Below are 21322 nucleotides of genomic sequence, written 5' to 3' on the forward strand. Positions count from 1 at the left end.
TCGATCGGATCCAGCCATCACCGCCAACGGGGCCACCTCGGCATCCCGCGGCCCTTCCAGGTCTCCACGAGACCGGCGACCCAGCGGACGGACGCGAAGAGTCCGTAGCCAGCCCCGGCGAGGCCCATGGAGACCACGAGCCAGCGACCGATCCCGAGCCACACGCTCCCGTCCACGTCGAGGGCCCACTGAGCGCCCGTGATAAGCCCGGCGACGGCCATCCAAACACCCGCGACGATCACTGCGACCGGCAGCAGCGCGAGGCACATCGACGCGGCGACAGACCAAAGCTGACGGGCCTCCAGCTTCGCCGTTGTGGCGATGATCTTTTCGGCCCGCTCGTTCGCGGCGTCAATCTTGGCTGTTGCCACGGCCCCGGCGACGGCAGCGGCCCTCTCGATCGACTGCACAGCCTGATCCCGGGCCGTGCTGATCGCACTCGTCGCCTCGGCGCTGGCTTGGGTGATCGACTCCCGCCAGGCCTTCTGCGCACCGTTCGCGGCCCGCTCGAACTTAGCCCGGCTCTCATCGAGATGCTTGGCGGCAGCCTCGGACTTAGAGGCTGAGCCCTTCAGACTCTCCCCGTTGAGGTTCACGCTCATACCCGCGAGAGTGGACGCGATTCCGGCGAGCAGTTCGCTGTTCTCGTTCGACTCCGGCGGCGGCGACGTTGAGGTCAGCTGATGCGAGATCGCGGAGAGCTGCTTCTCCTGCTCCTCGCTGTCCACCTTCACGAACCCCGCGAGCTTCTTCTGCTGCTCGGTCAGCGTGGCGATCCTCGTATTCTGCGCCTCGACGGCGGCGAGGATCGAGGTCAACAGCTCCATCGTCTCCGGACTGCCGAGCGGTTGCGGCGACTGCACGGGCCCGTTCTGCTGCTTCAGCCTGTCGAGTGCTGCGCTCATGTTCCTGCTCCTTCTGCTGCTGGTGGTAGTCGAAGAACGCCTGCGCGCCCTCCGGGGTGAAGTCCGCCGAGAGTGCGCTCGTGCGCTTGCGGCGCTCGGCACGCCCGGACTCGCCGCGGCGGTCCTCGATGTAGAGCGTCCAGGTCTCCTGCCCGGCGCGTTTGCCCTTCTTGCTGACGGGGCTGTGCAGCCGCATCCGTGGCACCCGATCCCCGTCATCACCGAGCTGCTGGTTCTGCTCCTCGATCACCGAGACCAGACCGGCCTTGTCCACCGCGCGGGGATCGGCCAGCGCCGCACTCATCCGGTCGCCCATCTCGCGGTCGAGCGACCCCTCGGCGAAGTCTTCGCGGCGCAGCTCCCAGTCCTTCGGCGCGTGCTCCAGCCGCTTCACGACCGAGAGCCCGTGCTCGCGCATCAGCTCGTCGTTCGCCGACTGCACGCCCTTCTGATTCCCGGCCTTGCGGTCGTGGAACGTGCGATAGTCCGAGAGCGCCTTTCCCGTGCGGTTGTTGTGATTGAGAACCAAAATATGGTTGTGCGGCTTCTTTCCCCGCCCATCCACATGACTGACGACGAGGCAGTCGGAATCCGGGTGCATCTTCTTGGCGAGCTGGTAGCCCAGGTCGTTCACCCGCTGCACGTGTTCGGGGTTCTTCGGGTCGAACTCCTCGTCGCTGAACGACTGGCGGTAGTGCAGCGTCTCGACCTCGCGCGTCGTGTTCTGCGTGAGCGCCCGAGCGCGCGCCGAGAACGCGCCGGGGCCTCCCGGCACATCGCACGTGATCGCGACGCCCCGCTCGTCCTCCTTGCCCCGGATATAGCGCTCCGTGTCGGCGGCGCTGGCGCTCGGGCTGTAGTGCGTCGTGCTCATGACGCCGTCCGATCACCGAGCAGGGCGCGGACCTCGCGCAGCAGCTCGATCAGCTCGGGCACCTCCGACGACAGCGCCACCGCCTCACCGGCACGTGCTCGGTGGTCCAGGTAGTTGACGTTGATCGCCAGCGGGCGGATCTGCGCGGCCAGCTCGCGCGCGTCCGCCGACACCTGCGCGCGCGCCTCGACGCCGAGCAGGTGCGCGGCCACGGCGGCGTCCAGCTCCTCGCTCCGAGAGGCGTGGAGGGCATCGCGCACGACGGCCCGCACCCACGTGCTCGGAGCCAGCCCGAGCCGCTTCGCACGAGTGCGAAGCGCCGCGAGCGTGGCCTCTCCGAAGTCGGTATCGAGCTTCGCGCGGCCCCCACGACGACGCTTCGCGCCGCCGTGACTCTGCCGCACAGCCTCCGCATCAGCCCGACCCGTGTTCACCTGGGAGTCGGTCTGCTGCTCCACCTGTACGCCAGAGTGGCAAGCAGTAGGCATGTCGGACACATCGCTGACGCTCGTGTCCTCCATGTCTGCTTGCGAGGGGCCTCCGGCCCCCTCGACCCCCTGGAAGAGCGCGTCCAGTTCGGTGCTCATGCGGCACCTCCGATCAGTGCCAGCGGCACGTCCGGACTCCGCACGGCGAGCCCGCTCAGCAGCTCCGCGACCGCGCCGTCCGCGTCGTGGTCGGCCGAGGTCTCCGGACCGTAGGTCAGTTCCCGCGACCCGGCGTTCCGGTGGTACGCGTTCCCGTACATGCCGGGCGTGTGCGCGGCGGCCGGAACGCTGCACTGATGCCACTCGTAGGGCTCGATCCTTCCGATGTGCTGCACGAGGTAGCGGTTGATCTCGTCGGCACGGTAGACCTTCACGACCGAGGCCAGGCGGCGGATGAACTGGTCCAGCGCCTCGTCCACGTTGCCCTTCTGACGGGCGTAGTAGAAGAACTCGACGGGCTCGATCGTCGCCGTGATGACGATGAGACGCGGGGCCACCTCGCCCTTGTTCTTATAGCGCGCCTTCGCCGGGGAGGCGTTGTACGGATCGAGCAGCAGCAGCCAGTCGTTCGCGTCCATCGCCGAGGCGCGCAGATCGTCGAGCAGCAGCAATTCCTCCCCGCGCCAGTCATCGAGGGGGTTCCCCGTGGCGGCCCGGTAGACCTGCCACCGCTCGCCGTGGGCGTTCGCCGCGTTGATCGCCTCGGTGATGAAGTCCGTGGCGAACCGGGTCTTGCCGATACCGGCATCCCCGTGCACGAATACCACGTGCGTCGAGAACTCACCGGCGCGGAGCTTCGCCGCCGCCCGGTACGCGCGGCGTTGACCGTAGGCGGACAGGGCATCGTCGATCTCCCGCTGATGCCGCGAGTAGATGTCGAACAGTTCATCGGTAAGCATGATCTGATCGCGCGTGATCTCGCCCTGGAGCACGCGCTCGCGCATGTCCTCGAAGTTCTCGGCGACGACCTTCTTCTTCACGTGGGCGCGACCCTTGAGCCACGTCTCCCGGCGCTGGGCGTCGATGCCGAGGTAGTCCGGCCCGCGCACCGTGGCGACCTCCGAAGGCGCGTACTGGTGCTTGTCCGCGTACTTCACGTGCGTCAGGTACGAGAGCATGTTGTCGAAGGCGTACCGCCCGCGACCGGGCTTCTCGACGTACTGCGGTTCGACGCCGATGCCAAACGCGAGCCGATCCAGAGGCGCGCTCTTCGCGCGGCTGGCGAACTTGATCACCGCGTGCAGGTGATCCGGCTTCGGCTCGACCACGAGGGTCTTCTCGGTGTCGCTCCAGACCTCGCGCTCGTCCTTGTCGTGCACGATGCCGTAGGCCTCGACGACCTCACAGCCGATCGCCTCGAGCCGCTGCACCACGTAGGCGAGGATCGCCCCGGCTCCCTGCTGGAGCAGCGCGGCCCCGTTCGCGTCCTCGGCGGCCCAGGTCCAGTACGACGGATCGAGGTACTGCGTGAGCCCGATGCTCGTCGGGTTGTTCTCCTGCTTAGCCACGGCGACCACCGCCCAGGACGTCGGAAGGAGCGTACGGCGCCTTAAATGACCCCCTATTGACCTCCAAATGATCCTGCGGGGTCACGCGGTGGAGCGAAGGCGAAACCGGCAGCTGACCAGGCATGTTGTTGCATGGCGCGGCAATCGACAAGCCCTTGCCGCGCCCGTAGGAACGGATGAGGCTTCCAGAACTCTTGGAGTGCGGAGCACGGATGAGGACGGGCATCACGACGACGGGCAGCCCGCCTCCGGCGGATGCCAGGCCAGGCCCATCGGTCGGGCTGGTCAGGTCAGCGGGAGCGGTGGCGCTGGTGCGTTCGGCGGCGTTCATCGGGCACTACCCTTGTGGTAACGCTTGATGACGGCCTGATGCGTGACGCCGAGGGCGTCGCCGATCTTGGCCCAGGTCACCCCGTCGGCGCGGGCATCGGCGACGGCCATCTCGACGGCCTCCTCCAGCACGGAGCGGAGCACGCCGAGGTCGTAGAGGTGCGCTTCGCTGTCGGCGAGGGTGGGGTCGCCCACACGCCAGCGGAAGCCGTTCACGTGGGCGAAGGCGGCGGAGTTGGCGCTCATCAGCGATCACCACCCATCACGGCGGCGACCGCGGCCCGCTGGCGCGGAGTCAGCGGCATGCGGGCCAGGCGCTCACCAGCTCGGCGACCGGCGGCGAGGGCGGCAGCGATGACGGGATCGAGCCCATCAGCCTGCGGATCGGGGGTCGAATCCTGGTCGAGCCCAGGGCAGTCCAACGCAGATGCGCGGGGAGCGTCGATAACGACAGACATCGGAAGTCCTCAAACATGAGTGTGCTTCCGGTTCCCCGCCACGGTAATTGGGCTGTTTGACCGGCTACTCATCCGGGAGTAGTACCGCCAGCTTCAAAGTCTGGCCCCCGGTGGGATCTTCTTGTCTGCAACCATTCTCCCACGAGTCGACTCACCAGTCCACTGACGAGTCGACTCGCGTGTCAGTCGCGACGCGGCTCTATACGAATGAGGTCGGGGTCGAACTTCACGTGACCGGGCGCGATGGGCTCGATGGTCACCGTCACCAGCTCGTCCACGAGCATCCGGCGGCGGTCCACGTCCAACGTCTTCCACTTCGCCTCGACCACCTCGCGGCGCTCCGCGGTGCCGACCGGCTCGTCCACGTCCGCGAGCAACTTCGCCGCCACCGACACCGAACGGTCGAGCAGCTCCGCGTCGATCTCATCGATGCGGGCCTTCACGTCGTTGATCGCCGCCGTGATCTCCAGGACCGGCTGATGGATGTCACGCAGCAGCGGGCTCAGCTCCTTCACCCGCTCGACCAGGGCGTTCCGCTCCGTCAGCAACTCCTCGTGATCTGGCCCATCGTCCTCCTGCGGCATCACGAGGTTGTGCACATCCACCGAGGACAAGCGGGTGAGCACCGCCTCGGTCACCATCGCATCGACGGGCTCGCGCTGGCGGGTGAGATGGAACTGCTCGCCGCAGCGGTACGTCGGCTGCTTGCGACTGTTCGTCCCGGAGACGAGCGTCGCGCCGCACTTCCCGCACAGCCCGATCGTGGACAGAAGGTACTTCGGCTGGTTACCCTGCCTCGCCGACCTTCGCACGTTGTCCTCCAGCTTCGCCACCGCGGCCCGCCATGTTTGCTCGCCGACGATGGGCGGGAACGCGTCGCCCTGCACCGGGTACAGCTCGCCCGACGCGTAGTGCTTGATGTAGCCAGCGTAGAGCGGGTTCGCCAGGAGGTAGCGCACGGCATCGACGGAGAACTCCGACCCGCGGGCGGTGAGATGACCGGCACCGTTCAGATCCTCGCGGATTCGCCGGATCGACAGCGAGGGCTCGCCGAGGAACGCGGCGAAGGCCCGCCGGACGGCGTCGGCCTCCTCCGGGATCAGCTCGCCCTCTCGCGTCCACCCGAACGCCTTCCAGGCGCTCGTCGGGATGCCCTCGAAGCGTCGGCGCTCGTTCGACCTGATCTGACGCTCCGCCTTACGCCTGGCCTCGAACCGGGCCAGTGCCGCGAGCATCGTCGCTCGGAACTCACCGTCGGCCGTCGAGAGGTCGATCTCGCCGTCCACGGTGACGACCCGCAGCCCCAGGTCAATCAAGGTGTTGAGGTCCTTCGTGCTGCGCAGCAGCCGGTCCATGTCCACAGCGACCACCATCGAGAAGCGGCCCGCGCGGGCGTCGTCCAGCATCTCGGCCCAGCGGGTGCCAGCGCGGCGCTTCTTCGTCGCCGACACGGCGTTGTCCTCGTAGACCTCGACGACGTTCCAGTCCTTGGCCTCGGCCAGCGCCCTGATCTTCCTCAGCTGCGTATCGACCGTCCAGCGGTCGCCCTTGCGGTCCATGGAGGCGCGGACGTACGCGGCCACCTCGTTCGTCTTCCTCAGCGCTACCAGTTCGACCATGCAACCAAGCTTACGGAACGAGTGTCACAACCGCGACATGCTCTAGCGCATGTCGATGACGCCGGTGCCCACCTCGATGCGGGAGGTGCGCGCGGCGATCGCGGACAGCAGCGGCATGGGTGCGGCCGCCTGCGGGGCGAAGTGGTGAACCCGGAAGTACGCGCCGTTCACCCCCAGCTCCTCCGCGCCGACGGCGATCTCCACGGCGTCGTGCAGCATCTGCCGGGCATCCACCCCGTTGCCCGCGGGGCCGGTGCCGTAATGACCGAAGCTCAGGAATCCAAATGCTTTCATGTTCAAGCAAACTTCCCCGGGATGACGGTTATTCCCTCGTCCCACCCAGCGGGGCTTCCCGGCCGGGCGGGCGCCTCGCGGAACACCCGCGCCCGCGGCGTCGTTGCACGCAGATGAGACACCGCGCACCGACGATGGAGGGACAGGATATGAAGTCCGCAGACGCTCGGCACGAAACCGACCCGCAGGAGCAGACCAGCACCCTGCGCCTGATCTGGCCGCAGTGGCAGGGGGCCGGGCAGGAGATGGTGAGCCAGCTGCTGCCGGAAGCGCCCCTGGACCGGGCCCGCCGCGGCTACGCCCTGGGCGCCCGCTTCCTCGAGGCCATGCTGCCCGAGCACGACGGACGCACCGAGGTAGTCCCGGTCCCGCAGGAGGAGTCGGGATCCACCGGCGGCATCGAATCCCGGGAGCAGATCCTCGCCTCCCTCGACGCCGCCCAGGAGATCCTGTCCCGGCACGGGGACGCGCCGCGCATCCTCACCCTCGGCGGGGAGTGCTCGGTGAGCGTCGTCCCCTTCACCGAGCTGGCCCGCCGCCACGGGGAGGACCTCGCGGTGGTGTGGATCGACGCCCACCCGGACGTCGACACCCCGGAGACCGGCTACGACGGCTACCACGCGATGGCCGTCTCCGCGATCGTCGGGCAGGGAGACCCGGAGATCCTGGACAGGCTGCCGGCGGCGGTGGATCCCGCGCGGGTGGCCCTGGCCGGGCTGCACGACGGCGAGCAGGACGCCCTCGCCCACCTCGACGAGTGGGGTCTGAGCTCCTTCTCCCCGGCGGATCTGCGCGAGAGCACCCGCCCGCTGCTGGACTGGCTGGCCGGGACCGGGGCGGGCAAGGTCGCGGTGCACCTGGATGTGGACGTCGTGGACAGCGACGAGGCCGCGCTCGGTCTCGGCCTGGTGCCCGGCGGGCTGACCCGGGCGCAGGTGCGCCGCATCATCGCGGACCTGGACGAGGCCGCCGACGTCGTGGGGCTGAGCATCGCCGAGTTCATCCCCCGCTCCGTGCTGGCCATGGAGGCCCTGGTGGACGGGCTGCCGCTCACCGAGCGGTAGCGGCCTGCTCCTGCAGGTCCGGGGCGGGCAGTCGGTGCGCGACGCGCCCGCGCATGTCCCGGAACACCCGGACGCTGGCCCACACCACCGCGGTGAGCGGGACCGCCAGCAGCGCCCCGGCCACCCCGCCCTCGTGGGCCCCGATCGCCAGCACCGAGATGATGACCACCCCGTGCAGGCTCAGGGCCGAACCCATGACCTTGGGCTGCAGCACGTGGTGCTCCACCTGGTTCACGATGATCACCACGATCGTCAGAACCACCGCGGCCGCCGGGCCCGCCGCGACCAGGGCCACCAGGGCCGCGGCGAAGCCGGTGACCAGGGCGCCGACGATCGGGATGAACGCGCCGAGGAAGATCAGCGCGGCCAGCGGGAAGGCCAGCGGCACGTGCATCACGAGCATCGCCGTCAGGTCCACGATCGCCGCGAAGGCCGCGATGATCACGGTCCCGCGGATGTAGCGGCCCAGCACGTGCACGCTGGCCCGCCCGGCCTCATTGGCCCGCTCGGTCAGCCGCTGCGGCAGCCACCCCCCCCAGGAAGGCCCACATGCGGGGCCCGTCCAGGAGGAAGAAGAACAGCATCACCACCATCAGGAGGGACCCGGCCAGCAGCTCGGTGACCACTGAGACGCCCTCCACCGCGCTGGAGCCGGCGTCGCTGGTGCGCAGGTACTCCCCGGCCTGGAGCAGGTACTCGTTCAGGTGCGTCTCGTCCAGGGGCACTCCCCAGCCGGTGAGGATCTCGGCGAGCTGGTTGGCCCCCTGCTGCGCCTGGGCGGAGAGGTCCGGCCACTCCTCGATCACCGTCATCACGATCCCGGAGATGATGCCGGCCAGCACCAGCAGGATCGCCAGCAGCGCGGTGACCGCCGCGCCCACCCGGGAGAAGCGGGCGCGGGTGCGCAGGGCCCGGATGATGGGGTTCATCGCGGCGGCGATGATCAGGGCGATCAGCAGCGGCAGGGTCACCAGCTTCAGCGTCGCCGCCAGCCACACCCCCAGGCCGACGACGCCCGCGATCAGCAGGGTCTGCAGGCACCGGATCGCGGCCCGCCCGTAGGCGTCGCGCCACAGGCCCCGCACGGGGGCGGCCGGCGACGCGGCGGGGGTGGTCTCGGCCGGCTCGGCCGCGGGGGTCTCCATGACTCCACACCCTAGACCCGCACCCGTCCCGCCCGCCCGGGCGCGGGCAGCTGGGAGTCTCCTGGGGATCCGGTCACGCTCGGATCACGCGGCGGCACCCGAGCGCCCCGACGGCGAGGCTCGAAACCCGGTCCCGGCAGCGGTGCGCCCCGCCGTCGCCGGCCGCGACGGGGCGCCGCACCCGGGGTGACCGTCCCGTGACCTTCTCGGACCGCGGATCACGGCCCGGTGAAGCCCCGGCGCGGCGGGCCTACGGTGGGGGTGTCCCCCGGGAGGAGACCCCTTCCGCGGGCAGCGACACGCAAAGGAGCATTCGGATCATGACCCGCCATCCTCAGCACCGCATCGCCGCCGTCTCCGCCGCCGGAGCCGCCCTCGCCCTGGGCGCCGGCATCCTGGTGGCCGGTCCCGCGCAGGCCGAGGACGCCGCGTCGACGCCGACCGGCACCGCGACCTCCACGCAGCAGACCACGGCTCAGCAGGCCGCCGCCTCGCAGAGCCCCGAGTCCTTCGCGAACCTGGCCCTCGTGCGCTCGGCCACCGAGCCCACCGTGTACTGGCTGAAGGCCCCCGCCCCGAACGGGATCGGCGAGGTGCCCGCCCCCGACGGGACCTACAGCGTGGATCTGACCAGCGGGGATCAGCACGAGCACTTCGAGGTCACCTCCCACGAGGGTCGGCTGGATCTGAAGGACTCCCACATCCTGAAGACCGCCGCCTTCGACCCGCAGATCACCGTTCAGTGGGTGGGCTGAGGCTCGCCCCGCCCCCGACGCCGGGCCCGCGCACCAGCCCCTTCCCCGGGGCGGCGCGGGCTCTCGCGTGTCCGCGTGACGGGGTGAGGGGGCGGGGCCCTCAGGTGCCGCAGTAGGTGGTGAACCCGCGGGCCTGCGATCCCGACGGCGCGAGCAGCCGGGTGCCGCCGGGCCGGTGCTCGAACGGGTGGGAGACGGCGTCGAGGATCTCCCGCACCGGGCCGATCTCCCCCGCCTCCGCCGCGTCCAGGGCCTCCTGCAGCGCGTGGTTGCGCGGCACGACCCGCGGGGCGCTTCGGCGCATCAGCGCGGGATCCGGCCCCAGCTGATGCCAGCGGGCGAGCCACTCCCGGAAGCGCGGGTCCGCCGCGAGGCCGGGGTCCAGGGGCGGCTCCGCACCGCCTCCCGGCTCGTCCCGCGTCCCCTCCTCCGCGTGTTCGGCCCCCGGCCGGGTGCTGCCGGAACCGGAGCCGTCGGCGGCACACCACCCGGGTTCCCCCGCCTCGACCACGGGGATCAGGGCCCGGAAGGTGTCCGTGTGATCCGCGGCGTGCTCGGCCATCAGCCCCAGCAGGTCCTCCACCGCAGCGGCGGTCGAGGGCGCGGCGGCCTCCCCCTGCACCCGCAGCCCGATCCTGGCGGCGAAGAGCCGGAGCCGCTCGGCCTCGTAGACGGGCGGGAATCCCGCGAGCGCCTCCTGGGCGAGGTCCACGGCCCGGTCCGGCTCGGCGTCGAGCACCGGCAGCAGAGCTTCCGCGAAGCGGGCGAGATTCCACTGCGCGGCCGCGGCCTGGTTCCGGTATCGGTAGCGCCCGGTGCGGTCGATCGAGCTGAACACGGCGTCGGGGTCGTGGGCGTCCAGGAAAGCGCAGGGGCCGTAGTCGATGCCCTGCCCGGAGATCGCCATGTTGTCCGTATTCATCACCCCGTGGACGAAGCCCACCGCCTCCCACGCGGCCACCAGCCGCGCCTGGGCGAACACGACCCTCCGGTACAGCTCCAGCGGCGGGTTCGCGGCGTCGGCGGCCCCCGGGTGGTGGCGGGTGATGCACCAGTGCGCGAGCCGGCGCACCAGCTCCGGTCCCCCGGTGCTCAGCGCGTACTGGAAGGTGCCCACCCGCACGTGGCTGTCCGCGACGCGGGCGAGCACTGCTCCCGGCAGCTGGACGGTGCGCCGCGGGTCCATCCGGTCCGGGCGGGACACGAGGGCCCCGGTGGCGGCCACCCCCAGGGACCGGGTGGTGGGGATGCCGACGGAGTGGAGGAACTCCCCGACCACGTGCTCGCGCAGCATCGGGCCCAGGACCGCATTGCCGTCGGCGGCTCCCCGAGCGAAGGGGGTGCGTCCGGTGCCCTTCAGGTGCAGCTCCCGCAGGGACGCCGGATCCGGGGCTCGGCGGGCACCGGTCGCCGCGGCGGCGGGTGGCCGGGGCGGTTCGGCCCCGGCAGAGGCGCAGCCGCCGGCGGTCTTGGGCGGGGCGGCATCGACGTCGGGGAGGTCACCCAGCAGCAGGGCCCGACCGTCGCCCAGGCGCGGGGACCAGCCGCCGAACTGGTGCCCGGCGTAGGCCAGGGCGGCGGGCCGGGTGCCGGCGGGCAGGTCGGTGCCGGTGAGCAAGGCGGCACCGGTGCGGGTGCGCAGGCGCTGCGGGTCCAGGCCGAGCTGTGCCGCGAGCCCGTCGTTGACGAGGACGCTGCGCGGAGCCGGTGCAGACTGCGCGCGCCACGCGATGCCGAGCTCGGGGAGATCCCGAAGGAAGGAGGAGCGCATGCCCCCAGTCTCCCACCGGGATGCGGGGGCGGCAGGCCCCTCGGGGGATCAGGCGTCGTCGACGGCGGCGCGCAGCTGCCGGTACGCGTTCAGCGCCGCCGGCATCCCGGTGTACGGGGCGCAGTGCAGGATCGCGGCGGCCACGGTCTCCCGGGACAGGCCCGCCCGCAGGCACCCCTTCACGTGCGCGGCGACCTGCGGGGCCAGCCCCATCGCCACCAGGGCGCACAGGATCAGCAGCTCCCGCTCGGCCGTCTCCAGGCCCTCCCGGGACTCGAAGTCCCCGAAGGCGAACTCGGTGAGCAGCCGCGGCAGGGCCGCGCCCGCGGCGGTGCCGTCGTCGAACTCCTCGCGGATCTCATCCCCGTACAGCCGCTGCTGCAGGACCGTGCCGCGTTCGAAGCGCTCCTCCTCCGGCGTCGCGGTGCGCGGGGCGAGGGGCAGCTGGACGCCGGCGGCGCGCAGTCCCTCGTTCATCGCGGCGATCGCGTTGAGGGTGCGCGGGAAGCCGAGGAACGGGGCCAGCCCGTAGATCGCCTCGCGGATCTGCTCCGGGGTGGCGCCGACGTGCAGGGCGGCCCGCGTGTGGGCGGTGAGCTGGCCCGGGCACTGCATCGCGGCGAGGATCGTGACCGTGATGAGCTCGCGGGTGCGGTCCTCCAGCTCCCCCACGGAGAACACCTGCCCGAAGATCACCCGGCGCAGGATCGCCATGAACTCCGGGTCATCCCCGGCCTGCGGGTCCGGGGCCGCCCCGAAGAGCCGCTCGAAGACCTCATCGCCGCGTCGGGTCAGCTCCTCCGACATCGCCATCACCTCATCGGCCGGTTCGCTCCGCCCGGTCTCGGGCGGTCTGCGCACCTCCCGTTCTACCCCGACGACGCCCCGCGCGGCAGTCCCCGCCCAGGGGAGGCACCGCGAGGGCCCCTCTCGGAGGCCCCCCGGCGAACGCCGTCGAGGGGCGCCGTCGGGGAACGGCGGCTCAGACGACCTGCGTGAGGACCACCCCGTAGAAGGCGAGGATCATCGCGATGATGGGGGCGAACGCCAGGAGATGCGCCCACCGGTTGGTCACCAGCACCGCCGCGTACTCCCGCAGGAACGCCGAGGGGACGTAGTACCCGGCCGTGCGCGAGCCCACCGCGCGCCCCCGCAGTCCGGCCTTCCGCAGGAGCATCGCGGCCCGGTACACGTGGTAGTCGCTCGTGGCGACCACCACGGGCCGGTCGGGGTCTTCCAGCAGCTCCCGGGAGAACAGGAGGTTCTCCAGGGTGGTGGTGGAGCGGGTTTCCGGGCGCAGGTGCTCCGCGGGCACGCCGCGGTCCGCGAGGTAGCGGCGCATCGCCTCCCCCTCGGGGATCACCTCATCCGGGCCCTGGCCGCCGCTGGGGATCATCACCGGGGCCCGCCCGCGCGCCGTCTCCCGGTGATACACCTCCAGGCCGCGATCCAGCCGCCCGGCCAGCAGCGGCGTCGGCTCCTCCCCCTTCAGCCCGGCGCCGAGCACGATGATCGCGTCCGGGGCGAAGCGCCTGGCGAGCTTCCGGTACCCGACGGCGGAGGTCAGGAACCCGAGGAAGAAGAACGCGACGTACGCGGTGGCCGCGAAGAGCACCGAGTAGATCGCGGCGAAGACCACCAGCACCGCGTCCTGACGCAGGGCCCCGGTCGCCGCGAGCACGACGGGCAGCGCGGGCAGCAGCACCATCCACGCCCCGGCGGCGAAGGAGAGCAGGGTGGCCGGGCGCCGCCCCTCCTTGCGCATGATGGTGACCCCGTTGACCAGCAGGAACACCGTGAGCACCAGGTACCCCAGGCACAGACCCAGGAACACCAGCAGGGCGATGACGCCGCTGACGACGTCCACCCACGGCACCCGCGCCGACCCAGCCAGACGCAGGACGGCTCCGATCAGCAGCACGACGCCGATGGGCAGGATGATGCCGTAGCGCAGCCGGTGCCCGGCCCGGCGGAAGCCCACCAGGCAGTACACGACGACGCCGAGGGCGATGGCCAGGTGCAGGACGCCGTCGACGGCGGGGTCCTGCAGGATGTCGCGGATGCTCACGAGCCGGATGCTCCGTTTCTCATCGGGTCGCCGGGGATGGCCGGGCACGGGCCATTCTGCCCTGTCCGGACCCGAGGGCGCCGGCGCTTCTCCGGTGCCCCCGCATCCCGCAGGCATCCCCAGCGCCTGTCGCCTCTGGACGCACAACGGGAGATGCCGCGCAGTCCGGGAGATCTCCTCTCCCGTTCTGCGCGGCATCTCCCGCGGAGGAAGGGCCGAGCCAGCGGCGGCCCACACCGGCGCATCCGGTGCGGCCCAGCCCGGCGCGTCCGGGCGGTCAGTGCAGGATCGGCACCAACCCGGTGATCGGCGCGGTCGCCGTCGGCACCTCGAAGCGCACGGCGTGGCTGTCGATCGGGCTGCGCCGGTCCACCAGCACGTTGACGACCAGCAGGGCCAGACCGCCCATGGAGAAGGCGACCGCGACCCAGCCGGTGGAAGCCCAGCCGCCGCCCATGCCCATCACGGTGCCCGCGACCAGCGGACCCACGCCGTTGGCGAGGTTGAAGGCCACGTGGTTCATGGCCGCAGCCAGGGTCTGGGCGTCCCCGGCGGCCATCATCAGGCGGGTCTGCAGCGGCACCACCAGGCCGCCGCTGGCCCCGATCATCACCATGGCCACCCCGGTCAGCCACGCGTTGCCCACGCTCACCGCGTACAGCGCGGAGGACAGCCCGAGCACCGCCTGGAAGCCCAGGGCGGAGTACAGCAGCGTCTCGTGCTTGATGAATCCGGCGAGGAAGCTGCCCGCCGTGGACCCCACGCCGTAGAGCATGAGGATCAGGGACAGCGCCCAGCCCGGGCCGGCGCCGGTGGCCTGGAAGGCGGAGGTGAAGTAGGAGTAGATCGCGAAGATCCCGCCGAAGCCCACGGCGCCGGTGACCAGGGTCAGCAGCACCTTGGGGTTCTTCAGCGCGGTCATCTCCAGCTTGGCGCTGGTCATCCGGTTGCCCGCGGTGTTGGGGGCGGTGCGCCACAGGGCCACGAGGACCGCGGCGGCGATCGCGCTCATCAGCACGAAGCACAGCCGCCACCCGGCCACGTGCCCCAGCAGGGTGAAGGCCGGGACGCCCACGATCGTGGCGACGGTGATGCCCAGCTGCACGTTGGACACGGCCCGCGCCTGCTTGGTGGGCAGGGTCAGGCTGGAGGCGAAGAGCATGGCCACCCCGATGAACGCCTCGTGCGGGATGCCGGAGAGGAACCGGGCCAGCACGAGGGTGCCGATCGTCGGGGCCGAGGCCGCGAAGAGGTTGCCGAGGATCAGCGCGGCGAGGAGGGACAGCATGAGCGGCTTGCGCGGCCACTTGGCCCCGAAGACCGAGATGATCGGCGCGCCGATGACGACGCCGAGCGCGTACGCGGTGATGATGTGGCCGGCGGTGGACTCCTGGGTGCCCAGGTCCGCGGCGATGGACGGCAGCAGGCTCATCGAGGCGAACTCCCCCGCCCCGAACGCGAACGTCCCCATGGCCAGCCAGAATGTGACCAACCCGACTTTTGGTGATGCGTGACGCATGGTGAACAGTCGATTCTCCGACATGATCCCTCCCTTCAGCAGTGACTCGAGACAGCTCACCGTGCGGCGCTGCGCGGCGGGCAGGCGCCCGTCCGTCCCCGGCAGGCACGGAGGAACAACGGGAGACCTGCCGCCATTATTTCGCGATCGGGGAAAAAGATCTGTGAAATCCGTGTTACGTCCGGATATGTGGCTCATGCCATTTATCAGCATGGTCTGGTGTGAGCGCTAACGGCGCGTGGGGGCGGCATCGTCAGTCGCGGCGGACACGCTCCGTCGGTGTCGGTAGGCGCAGGTGCTGCCGATGCGCGCATGGAACACCCCGCCATCCCTCCCCCTCGAGCGCGGTGTTGGGAGCGGTTTCGACGTTCTGGAGCGTTCTCGTGGCTCCCGAACGCCGAAACCGCTCCCACACCGGGGGAAGGGGCCGAGGAGGGGGGCGGTCGGCCACCGCGGAGGCCCTTCCTACGCCTCCGGGATGTCCATGCCGAAGGACTCCAGGGTGATCTCCTCCGGCTCGGGACCGCCGCGCACCCCGCCGTCGAGGGCGTCGATGCGGGCCATCTCCTCCTCGGACAGCTCGACGTCGAAGACGTCCAGGTTCTCCCGGATGCGGTGCTCGTGCACGGACTTGGGGATCACCTGCACCCCGTGCTGCAGGTGCCAGCGCAGCATGACCTGCGCAGGGGACTTGCCGTGCTCCTCGGCGATGCCGGTGATCACCGGATCCGTGAGGGTGGAGGTCTGCCTGCCGTCGATGCCGCGGTAGCTGGTGATGCCGCCGATGGGCGACCACGCCTGGGTGAGGATCCCGTGCTCGCGGTGGAAGGCCTGCAGGTCCGCCTGGCGGAAGTACGGGTGGGATTCGATCTGGTTCACGGCCGGCACGACGTCGGTCTCGGCCAGCAGGCGCTCCAGGTGCGGAACCATGATGTTGGAGACGCCGATCGCCCGGACCTTCCCCTCGGACAGGAGGGACTCCAGGGCGCGGTAGGCGTCCAGGGTCCGCTCGAACTCGGAGGGCAGGGCCTGGTGCAGGATCAGCAGGTCCAGCTGGTCCACCTCGAGCTTGCCGACGGCCTTCTCGAAGGCGTGGCGGGTCTGGTCGTAGCCGTAGTCGGAGATCCAGACTTTCGTCTCCAGGAACACCTCCTCGCGGGAGATCCCGGAGGCGCGCAGGCCCTGCCCAACCTGCTTCTCGTTGCCGTAGGCGGCCGCGGTGTCCACCAGGCGGTAGCCGGTCTCCAGGGCGGTGCGCACGGCGTCGGCGGTGTCCTCCGGGGAGGACTGGTACACGCCCAGCCCGATCACGGGCATCTCGACGCCGTTGTTCAGGGTGAAGGTGCTGTCTGCGGTGAGCTTCTCGGTCATGCCCCCACCCTGACCCCTGATCCCGAGTCTCAGCCAGGGACTGTCAGTACCTGTCTCGCGATCGCGCTTCCCCGGCCCGCTACCCTGACCCCATGCGCATCCGAACCGCCGAGCACCGCGATGTCCCCGCCATCACCGGGATCTACAACGATGCCGTGGAGAACACCACCGCCATCTGGAACGACGCGACGGTGGACGACGCCGACCGGCTGAGATGGCTCGCCCGGCACCGGGAGGCCGGCCAGCCGGTGCTGGTCGCGGTGGATGAGGACGACGCCGTCCTCGGCTACGCGACCTACGGGCCGTGGCGGGATTTCGACGGGTACGCGCGCACGGTGGAGCACTCGGTGTACGTGCACCGGGACGCCCGGGGCGGCGGCATCGGCCGGGCGCTGATGGAAGAGCTGATCGACGCGGCCCGCGCGCGGGGCATGCACGTGATGGTCGCCGGGATCGACGCCGGGAACACCGGATCCATCCGCCTGCACGAGCGGCTCGGCTTCACCCGGGTGGGGCTGCTGCCACAAGTGGGGCGCAAATTCGACCGGTGGCTGGACCTGGCGTTCCTGCAGCTGACCCTGGACTGAGGGGCGGGTGCGGCTGCGGCTGCGGACGGTTTGGGAGCGGTTTCGACGTTTGGGAGCGCAGAGAACACTCCCGAACGTCGAAACCCCTCCCAAACCTGCTGAGTGGGGCCGGCACAGCCGGGCCGAGGGTGCGAGAAGATGAGGGGATGAGCACCGCCGCGCCGAAGCCCCTGCCCGTCCCTCCCTTGGAGCACACGGTGGAGGCGGTGGTGCGGGCGGTGGGCGCCGTCGTCGACGCCCCAACCCTGCGCGCGACCGAGGCGGCGGCCCGGGCCTTCCTCGCGGGCCCCGGTCCCGCCCTGCAGGAGCGGCTGCGGCAGCGAGCGACCCGGGAAGCGTCGGCCGGTCGCAGCTGGCTGTCCGCGTGGTGGCTGCGCGACTACCTCGCGGTGCGCGAGCCGCTGCCGCTGAGCACCAACGTGGCCTTCCAGATCAACCCGAGCTTCCTGGATTCGACGTGCGGGGAGCCGACGGACGCGGACGCGGAGGATATGGGGTCGGGGGATGCCGATCCGGGGCGGACGGACGGGGCTCCCGACGTCGGGCGGGCGGCGCGGTTCATCCACCGGGCCGCGGCGGTGCACCTGACCCAGGCTCGCGGGCAGACCCCCCAGGAGACGGATCCCCGCGGCAACCCCGTGGATATGCCCCAGTGGGAATGTTTTGCCGGCGGGCTGCGGCATCCGCGACCGGGGGTTGATGAGATCCTGGCGCCGCGCGCGGGGGCCGCGCACCGGGAGATCGGTGTGTTCCGGGTCGGCCGGCTCTACGCGGTGCCCGTCTCCGACGCCGATGGTGCGCCCCTGCCGGTGTCCGCTCTCGCAGAATCGCTGCGGGCGGTGCTGCGGGCAGCGGCGCGGAAGACCGAGCAGGACCAGGAGGCCCCGGGAAGCCGGGTCTCCGTCGTCGCTCCCGGGGCGCTGCCGTTCGCGGCGGCCTCGGCCCTGGGCAGCGGCGAGCTGGCCCCGCTGCTGGCAGAGGCCCTGCAGGATCCGCGCAACGCCGCGACGTATGCGCGTCTGCGGGATCTGCTCTTCACGGCGACCCTCACGGACGAGGTGCTGGAGGATGCGGAGCACCTGCGGCGCCTGGCCTTCGAGCCCTCCCGGGTGTGGGCGCTCCGCCCGATCAGCTACGAGATCGGCCTGCGCGATGACTGGCTGTGCCTGCACGCCGAGCACTCCACCGTGGACGGGGCCACCCTGGTCGCCGCGATCCGACGGATGCAGGAGGCAGCGGAGGACGCGGGCGGGTCGCCGCAGCCGATCCCCGGAACGGACCCGGCCGAGACCGGACGAGGTGTCGGGCAGTCCGCCGCCGGGGAGAAGCGGCCGGAGGAGACCGCGTGCCGGGAGTCCGCCCAGGATCCGGCGGAGCTGATGTGGGACTGGTCCGAGGCCGCCCGCGCGACGATCCGCGACGGCCTCGCCCGCGGACTCCAGGAAGCGGGGAAGCTGGAGACCGCCATCGTTCGCGTCCCGCGACCGCCGGCGGAGGGACTGCCGCTGAAGCTCAGCGTCGATGCGGTCTCCCAGTTGATCCTCACCGTTGCCCAGCAGCTGGCCTACAGCCGCACGCGCGCCGTATATGAAGCCGTGGACATGCGAGAGTATCGGGCCGGGCGCACCGAGTGCCTGCGGCCGGTGACGCCGGAGGCCGTGGCCTTCGCCCGCGCTCTGATCAGTGAAGATGCCACACTCGACATGTTCTCCGAGGCGCTGGAAGCTCATCGCTCCTGGGTCAAGGCCTGCAAGCGCGGGGAGGGCGTGGACCGGCACCTGCTGGGGCTGCGGCGCATCGCCGCGGAGGGCCGTGATGTCGACGCCCCGGCGCGGGCGTTCCTGGAGGACCCGGGGGTGGCCGCGGCGACGACCGACTTCCTGTCCACCACCTCGATCGGCGGGGCGCAGCAGATCGTGCGCTACGCCTTCGCGCCCACCGTCCCGGAGGGCTTCGGCATCAGCTACACCCCGCACCCGGAGGCCATCGAGTACTGCCTGACCTGGCACCGGGACACCGCCGACGCCCCGGAGGAGTTCCTGGCCGCCCTGCCGCGCGCGGCGACGCTGCTGGGGGAGTTCGTGCGCGGGCTCGGGCAGTGACCCGCCGGGCCTGAGCTTGCGACCCGCCCGGTTCACCCGATCCCGGACACCAGCACCCCGATGCCGAGCAGTGCGCCTCCGAGGATCCAGCGCGCGGTGGCGCCCCGGGAACTCCGCGCTGAGGCGTCACCCAGCTGCCCGGCGACCAGCTGCCACAGGAGCACCGCGATGCCGCAGGCGAAGCCCAGCCACGCCAGGGCCAGCGCCGTGGAGGACCCGAAGATCCCCAGTCCCAACCACGCCATGGGCACCGCGCCCAGCAGCCAGTGGCCACCGAAGATCACGGCGATCGGCAGGAGCACACCGATCAGCCAGGCGGGACGAGCCGGAACACCCGCGCGCCACCAGGAGCGAGCCGCGACCAGCTGCATCCCCACCCCGAGCAGGAAGGTCACCGAGTACAGGAGGTCGAAGGGCACCGCCATCTGCACGACCCACACCGCCAGCACGATCAGCGCCAGCAGCATCAGCGCCCCCGGCCCCCAGATCCCGGCCCCGACCCGTCCGGAACCCCCGCCGCCCGGCGTCGACGGCGACGAGGCGGCGGACAGCGCCAGACCCACCCACAGCACGCTCCCGGCCCAGGCCAGGCAGGCGATCCCCAGGCCCGCCGTGACCGCCCGACGACGCGCGACCCCGGCCTCCGAGCACGCCGCATCGTGGATGCCGCAGCTTTCCGGACCGACCATGGGCAGCATTCCCGCAAGCAACGCGACCGTGAGCACCATGAGGCCGCAGGTCAGGAACGGAAGGCGGCGGCGGGCGGTGTCGCTCATGGGCCCATTGCACCACAGGCCATCACCCCTGGGAACCAGATTCGGGACGGGTTCGCCGCTTCGGGACGGGATATTCCGGTCCCGAAGCGACGAATCCGTCCCGAATCGATCGGAGAGATGGGAGAACAGGGCTGAGAGCTCAGGCCCGGGCGGCCCCGCCCTTGCGCAGGGTGATCTGCCAGCTCGCCGAGCCCGTCTCGCGGAAGTCCTCCACGGCGTGCCCGTCCTTGGCGGCCCACTGGGGGATGGCGTCGGTGGCCTGGGTGCAGTCGAAGTCGATGACCAGCCTGTCACCGGCGGACAGTTCACCCATGACCCGCTGGGCCTGCAGCAGCGGGAAGGGGCAGACCGCGCCGAGGGAGTCCAGGGCGTAGCGGCCGTCACCGAGGTCGCGCACCTGCTCCTTCTCCTCGAGCCGCTGCAGCACCCCGACGCCGCCCGGGGCCATCGCGATCCCCGCGAACGCGGTCGACGCGGCGGCGGGAGCGCCGACGGAGGGCCCGGCGGGGGCAGCGGGGACGGACCCCGCCGACGTCGCCTCCCGGTCCTCCTCCGGCAGGGCCTGATCCAGGCTCTGCGCGGTGGTGTAGGTGCCCTCAGCCTCAGACCCGGCGCCGGCCCCGGTGGCGGCGGGCCGGTCGCGCACCGGGGCCAGCCACAGCTTGGCGCCCAGGCCGACGCCCAGGGCGATGAAGACCAGCGCGACCCAACCCTGCACGGTGAACAGGCCGGTCTGCACCATGCCATTACCGACGGTGCAGCCGCCGGCCAGGGAGGCGCCCACGCCCATCAGCACGCCGCCGGCCGCCGCGCGGACGGTGGTCTGGGCGTCGGGCACCCGCACCCGGAACTCCCCAGTGGCCTTGGCCGCGAGGAACGAACCCGCGAGCAGGCCGAGCACCAACAGCACGCCCCAGTCCAGCTTCTGCGGCGCCCCGGTGATGAGGAACCCCATGAGGTTGGACGACGGCGTGGTGATGCCGAGACCGTCGTTGCGTCCCGTCGCGGCGGACAGCGGCCAGGCGATGACGCCGAGCAGCCCCACCAGGATCCCGGCGCTCCACAGTCCCAGCGGGCGCTGCCACGTCGGGCGCCCGTCCAGGCGCGCGGGACGGGGCCGGGCGGCGTCGGCCCGGCGGTAGCGGGCCACCGCGAGCGCCGTGATCACGGCCAGACCGACGGCGAAGACCCAGGCGGGCAGGCCGAGGGCCTCCGGGATGGTGGTCAGCCCCGTGGTCCCGGACTTCATCCAGGTGGTGAAGCCGCTCAGCGGACCGGACTTCATCACGGCCGCGGAGGTGGCGTACAGGGCCAGCGCGACCCAGGAGCCCACCAGCCCCTCCCCGGAGCGGTACCAGGTGCCGGAGGCGCAGCCGCCGGCCAGGACGATGCCGAGGCCGAAGACGAGTCCGCCGATCACCACGGCCGCCGGGGCGAAGGCCGGGTACTCGGGGGTGATCGCCCCGGTGGCGGTGAGGAGTGCCAGGCCCAGCCCGTGCACGGAGATCACCACGAGCAGGGCGGTGAACCCGCGCCACGAGCGCTGCAGGAAGATGTCCCGGAGCATCCCGGTGACGCAGAAGCGGCCGCGCTGCATGATGATGCCGAGGAGGATGCCGATGCCGAGTCCGGTGAGGATCATGGGTGCCCCGTTTCCGTCGCGAGTGGGTGGCCCGCCGATCGCGGGC

The 21322-nt window shown here is 71.4% G+C and carries 19 protein-coding genes and 1 pseudogene; 4 read left to right on the forward strand and 16 right to left on the reverse strand.

Annotated features, from left to right (window positions below; all coding sequences use genetic code 11):
- Nucleotides 1–17: 17 nt before the first annotated feature.
- From AC0VXQ_RS10345 to AC0VXQ_RS10375, 7 genes and pseudogenes are all read right to left on the reverse strand, one after another.
- Complete coding sequence (locus AC0VXQ_RS10345) at nt 18–905, reverse strand: ABC-2 transporter permease (RefSeq protein WP_064725087.1); 888 nt, start codon at nt 903–905, stop codon at nt 18–20.
- A gap of 412 nt (nt 906–1317) precedes the next feature.
- A pseudogene (locus tag AC0VXQ_RS10350) lies at nt 1318–1779 on the reverse strand (relaxase/mobilization nuclease domain-containing protein); the annotation flags it as partial.
- Nucleotides 1776–2366, reverse strand: a complete 591-nt coding sequence (locus AC0VXQ_RS10355) for a hypothetical protein (RefSeq protein WP_196825857.1) — start codon at nt 2364–2366, stop codon at nt 1776–1778. The gene AC0VXQ_RS10355 and the pseudogene AC0VXQ_RS10350, both read right to left, overlap by 4 nt.
- On the reverse strand, nt 2363–3784 hold the full coding sequence (locus AC0VXQ_RS10360) for a Rep family protein (protein WP_058730785.1): 1422 nt from the start codon (nt 3782–3784) through the stop codon (nt 2363–2365). The genes AC0VXQ_RS10355 and AC0VXQ_RS10360 overlap by 4 nt, the downstream gene beginning before the upstream one ends.
- Nucleotides 3785–4102: 318 nt before the next feature.
- On the reverse strand, nt 4103–4351 hold the full coding sequence (locus AC0VXQ_RS10365; protein WP_196825858.1) for a hypothetical protein: 249 nt from the start codon (nt 4349–4351) through the stop codon (nt 4103–4105).
- Between the two features lie 394 nt (nt 4352–4745).
- Nucleotides 4746–6182, reverse strand: a complete 1437-nt coding sequence (locus AC0VXQ_RS10370; protein ID WP_061225161.1) for a recombinase family protein — start codon at nt 6180–6182, stop codon at nt 4746–4748.
- 42 nt (nt 6183–6224) lie between these two features.
- Nucleotides 6225–6476: an LLM class flavin-dependent oxidoreductase gene (locus AC0VXQ_RS10375; protein WP_081046169.1), complete on the reverse strand. Its 252-nt coding sequence runs from the start codon at nt 6474–6476 to the stop codon at nt 6225–6227.
- A 149-nt stretch (nt 6477–6625) separates the two neighbouring features.
- Between AC0VXQ_RS10375 and AC0VXQ_RS10380 the strand changes: the two genes are divergently transcribed.
- On the forward strand, nt 6626–7540 hold the full coding sequence (locus AC0VXQ_RS10380; RefSeq protein ID WP_231377000.1) for an arginase family protein: 915 nt from the start codon (nt 6626–6628) through the stop codon (nt 7538–7540).
- Here the strand turns inward: AC0VXQ_RS10380 and AC0VXQ_RS10385 are convergent.
- Both AC0VXQ_RS10385 and AC0VXQ_RS10390 read right to left on the reverse strand, forming a co-directional pair.
- Nucleotides 7527–8012, reverse strand: a complete 486-nt coding sequence (locus AC0VXQ_RS10385) for an AI-2E family transporter (protein ID WP_358292462.1) — start codon at nt 8010–8012, stop codon at nt 7527–7529. The genes AC0VXQ_RS10380 and AC0VXQ_RS10385 overlap by 14 nt on opposite strands.
- Nucleotides 8013–8034: 22 nt before the next feature.
- Nucleotides 8035–8685 (reverse strand): AI-2E family transporter, encoded by a 651-nt coding sequence (locus AC0VXQ_RS10390; RefSeq protein WP_358292459.1) that lies wholly within the window; start codon nt 8683–8685, stop codon nt 8035–8037.
- Between the two features lie 320 nt (nt 8686–9005).
- On the opposite strand from AC0VXQ_RS10390, the gene AC0VXQ_RS10395 reads away from it, so the two are divergent.
- The gene (locus tag AC0VXQ_RS10395) at nt 9006–9440 is read left to right on the forward strand and encodes a hypothetical protein (RefSeq protein WP_058730791.1); all 435 of its coding nucleotides are present in this window, start codon (nt 9006–9008) and stop codon (nt 9438–9440) included.
- A gap of 100 nt (nt 9441–9540) precedes the next feature.
- Here AC0VXQ_RS10395 and AC0VXQ_RS10400 read toward each other — a convergent pair whose 3' ends face one another.
- The 5 genes from AC0VXQ_RS10400 to AC0VXQ_RS10420 all read right to left on the reverse strand — a co-directional run bounded on the left by AC0VXQ_RS10400 (nt 9541) and on the right by AC0VXQ_RS10420 (nt 16169).
- Nucleotides 9541–11211: a protein adenylyltransferase SelO gene (locus AC0VXQ_RS10400; protein ID WP_260006950.1), complete on the reverse strand. Its 1671-nt coding sequence runs from the start codon at nt 11209–11211 to the stop codon at nt 9541–9543.
- Between the two features lie 48 nt (nt 11212–11259).
- On the reverse strand, nt 11260–12024 hold the full coding sequence (locus tag AC0VXQ_RS10405; RefSeq protein WP_224799536.1) for a carboxymuconolactone decarboxylase family protein: 765 nt from the start codon (nt 12022–12024) through the stop codon (nt 11260–11262).
- Between the two features lie 169 nt (nt 12025–12193).
- Nucleotides 12194–13279: a YdcF family protein gene (locus AC0VXQ_RS10410; RefSeq protein WP_358292454.1), complete on the reverse strand. Its 1086-nt coding sequence runs from the start codon at nt 13277–13279 to the stop codon at nt 12194–12196.
- 277 nt (nt 13280–13556) lie between these two features.
- The gene (locus tag AC0VXQ_RS10415; RefSeq protein ID WP_475528652.1) at nt 13557–14750 is read right to left on the reverse strand and encodes an MFS transporter; all 1194 of its coding nucleotides are present in this window, start codon (nt 14748–14750) and stop codon (nt 13557–13559) included.
- 513 nt (nt 14751–15263) lie between these two features.
- The gene (locus tag AC0VXQ_RS10420; RefSeq protein ID WP_061225155.1) at nt 15264–16169 is read right to left on the reverse strand and encodes an aldo/keto reductase; all 906 of its coding nucleotides are present in this window, start codon (nt 16167–16169) and stop codon (nt 15264–15266) included.
- 92 nt (nt 16170–16261) lie between these two features.
- On the opposite strand from AC0VXQ_RS10420, the gene AC0VXQ_RS10425 reads away from it, so the two are divergent.
- Together AC0VXQ_RS10425 and AC0VXQ_RS10430 are read left to right on the forward strand one after the other, a co-directional pair.
- Nucleotides 16262–16756 carry a GNAT family N-acetyltransferase gene (locus tag AC0VXQ_RS10425; RefSeq protein ID WP_058730238.1) on the forward strand — a complete coding sequence of 165 codons (495 nt, stop codon included), beginning with the start codon at nt 16262–16264 and terminating at the stop codon, nt 16754–16756.
- 146 nt (nt 16757–16902) lie between these two features.
- On the forward strand, nt 16903–18858 hold the full coding sequence (locus AC0VXQ_RS10430; protein ID WP_196825861.1) for a choline/carnitine O-acyltransferase: 1956 nt from the start codon (nt 16903–16905) through the stop codon (nt 18856–18858).
- Between the two features lie 32 nt (nt 18859–18890).
- On the opposite strand, the gene AC0VXQ_RS10435 is transcribed toward AC0VXQ_RS10430, so the two are convergent.
- Both AC0VXQ_RS10435 and AC0VXQ_RS10440 read right to left on the reverse strand, forming a co-directional pair.
- On the reverse strand, nt 18891–19634 hold the full coding sequence (locus AC0VXQ_RS10435; protein WP_196825862.1) for a hypothetical protein: 744 nt from the start codon (nt 19632–19634) through the stop codon (nt 18891–18893).
- Nucleotides 19635–19773: 139 nt separating this feature from the next.
- On the reverse strand, nt 19774–21276 hold the full coding sequence (locus tag AC0VXQ_RS10440; protein ID WP_064725076.1) for a YeeE/YedE thiosulfate transporter family protein: 1503 nt from the start codon (nt 21274–21276) through the stop codon (nt 19774–19776).
- Nucleotides 21277–21322: the final 46 nt, after the last annotated feature.

This window comes from Rothia sp. QJM3NY_36 (assembly GCF_056173115.1).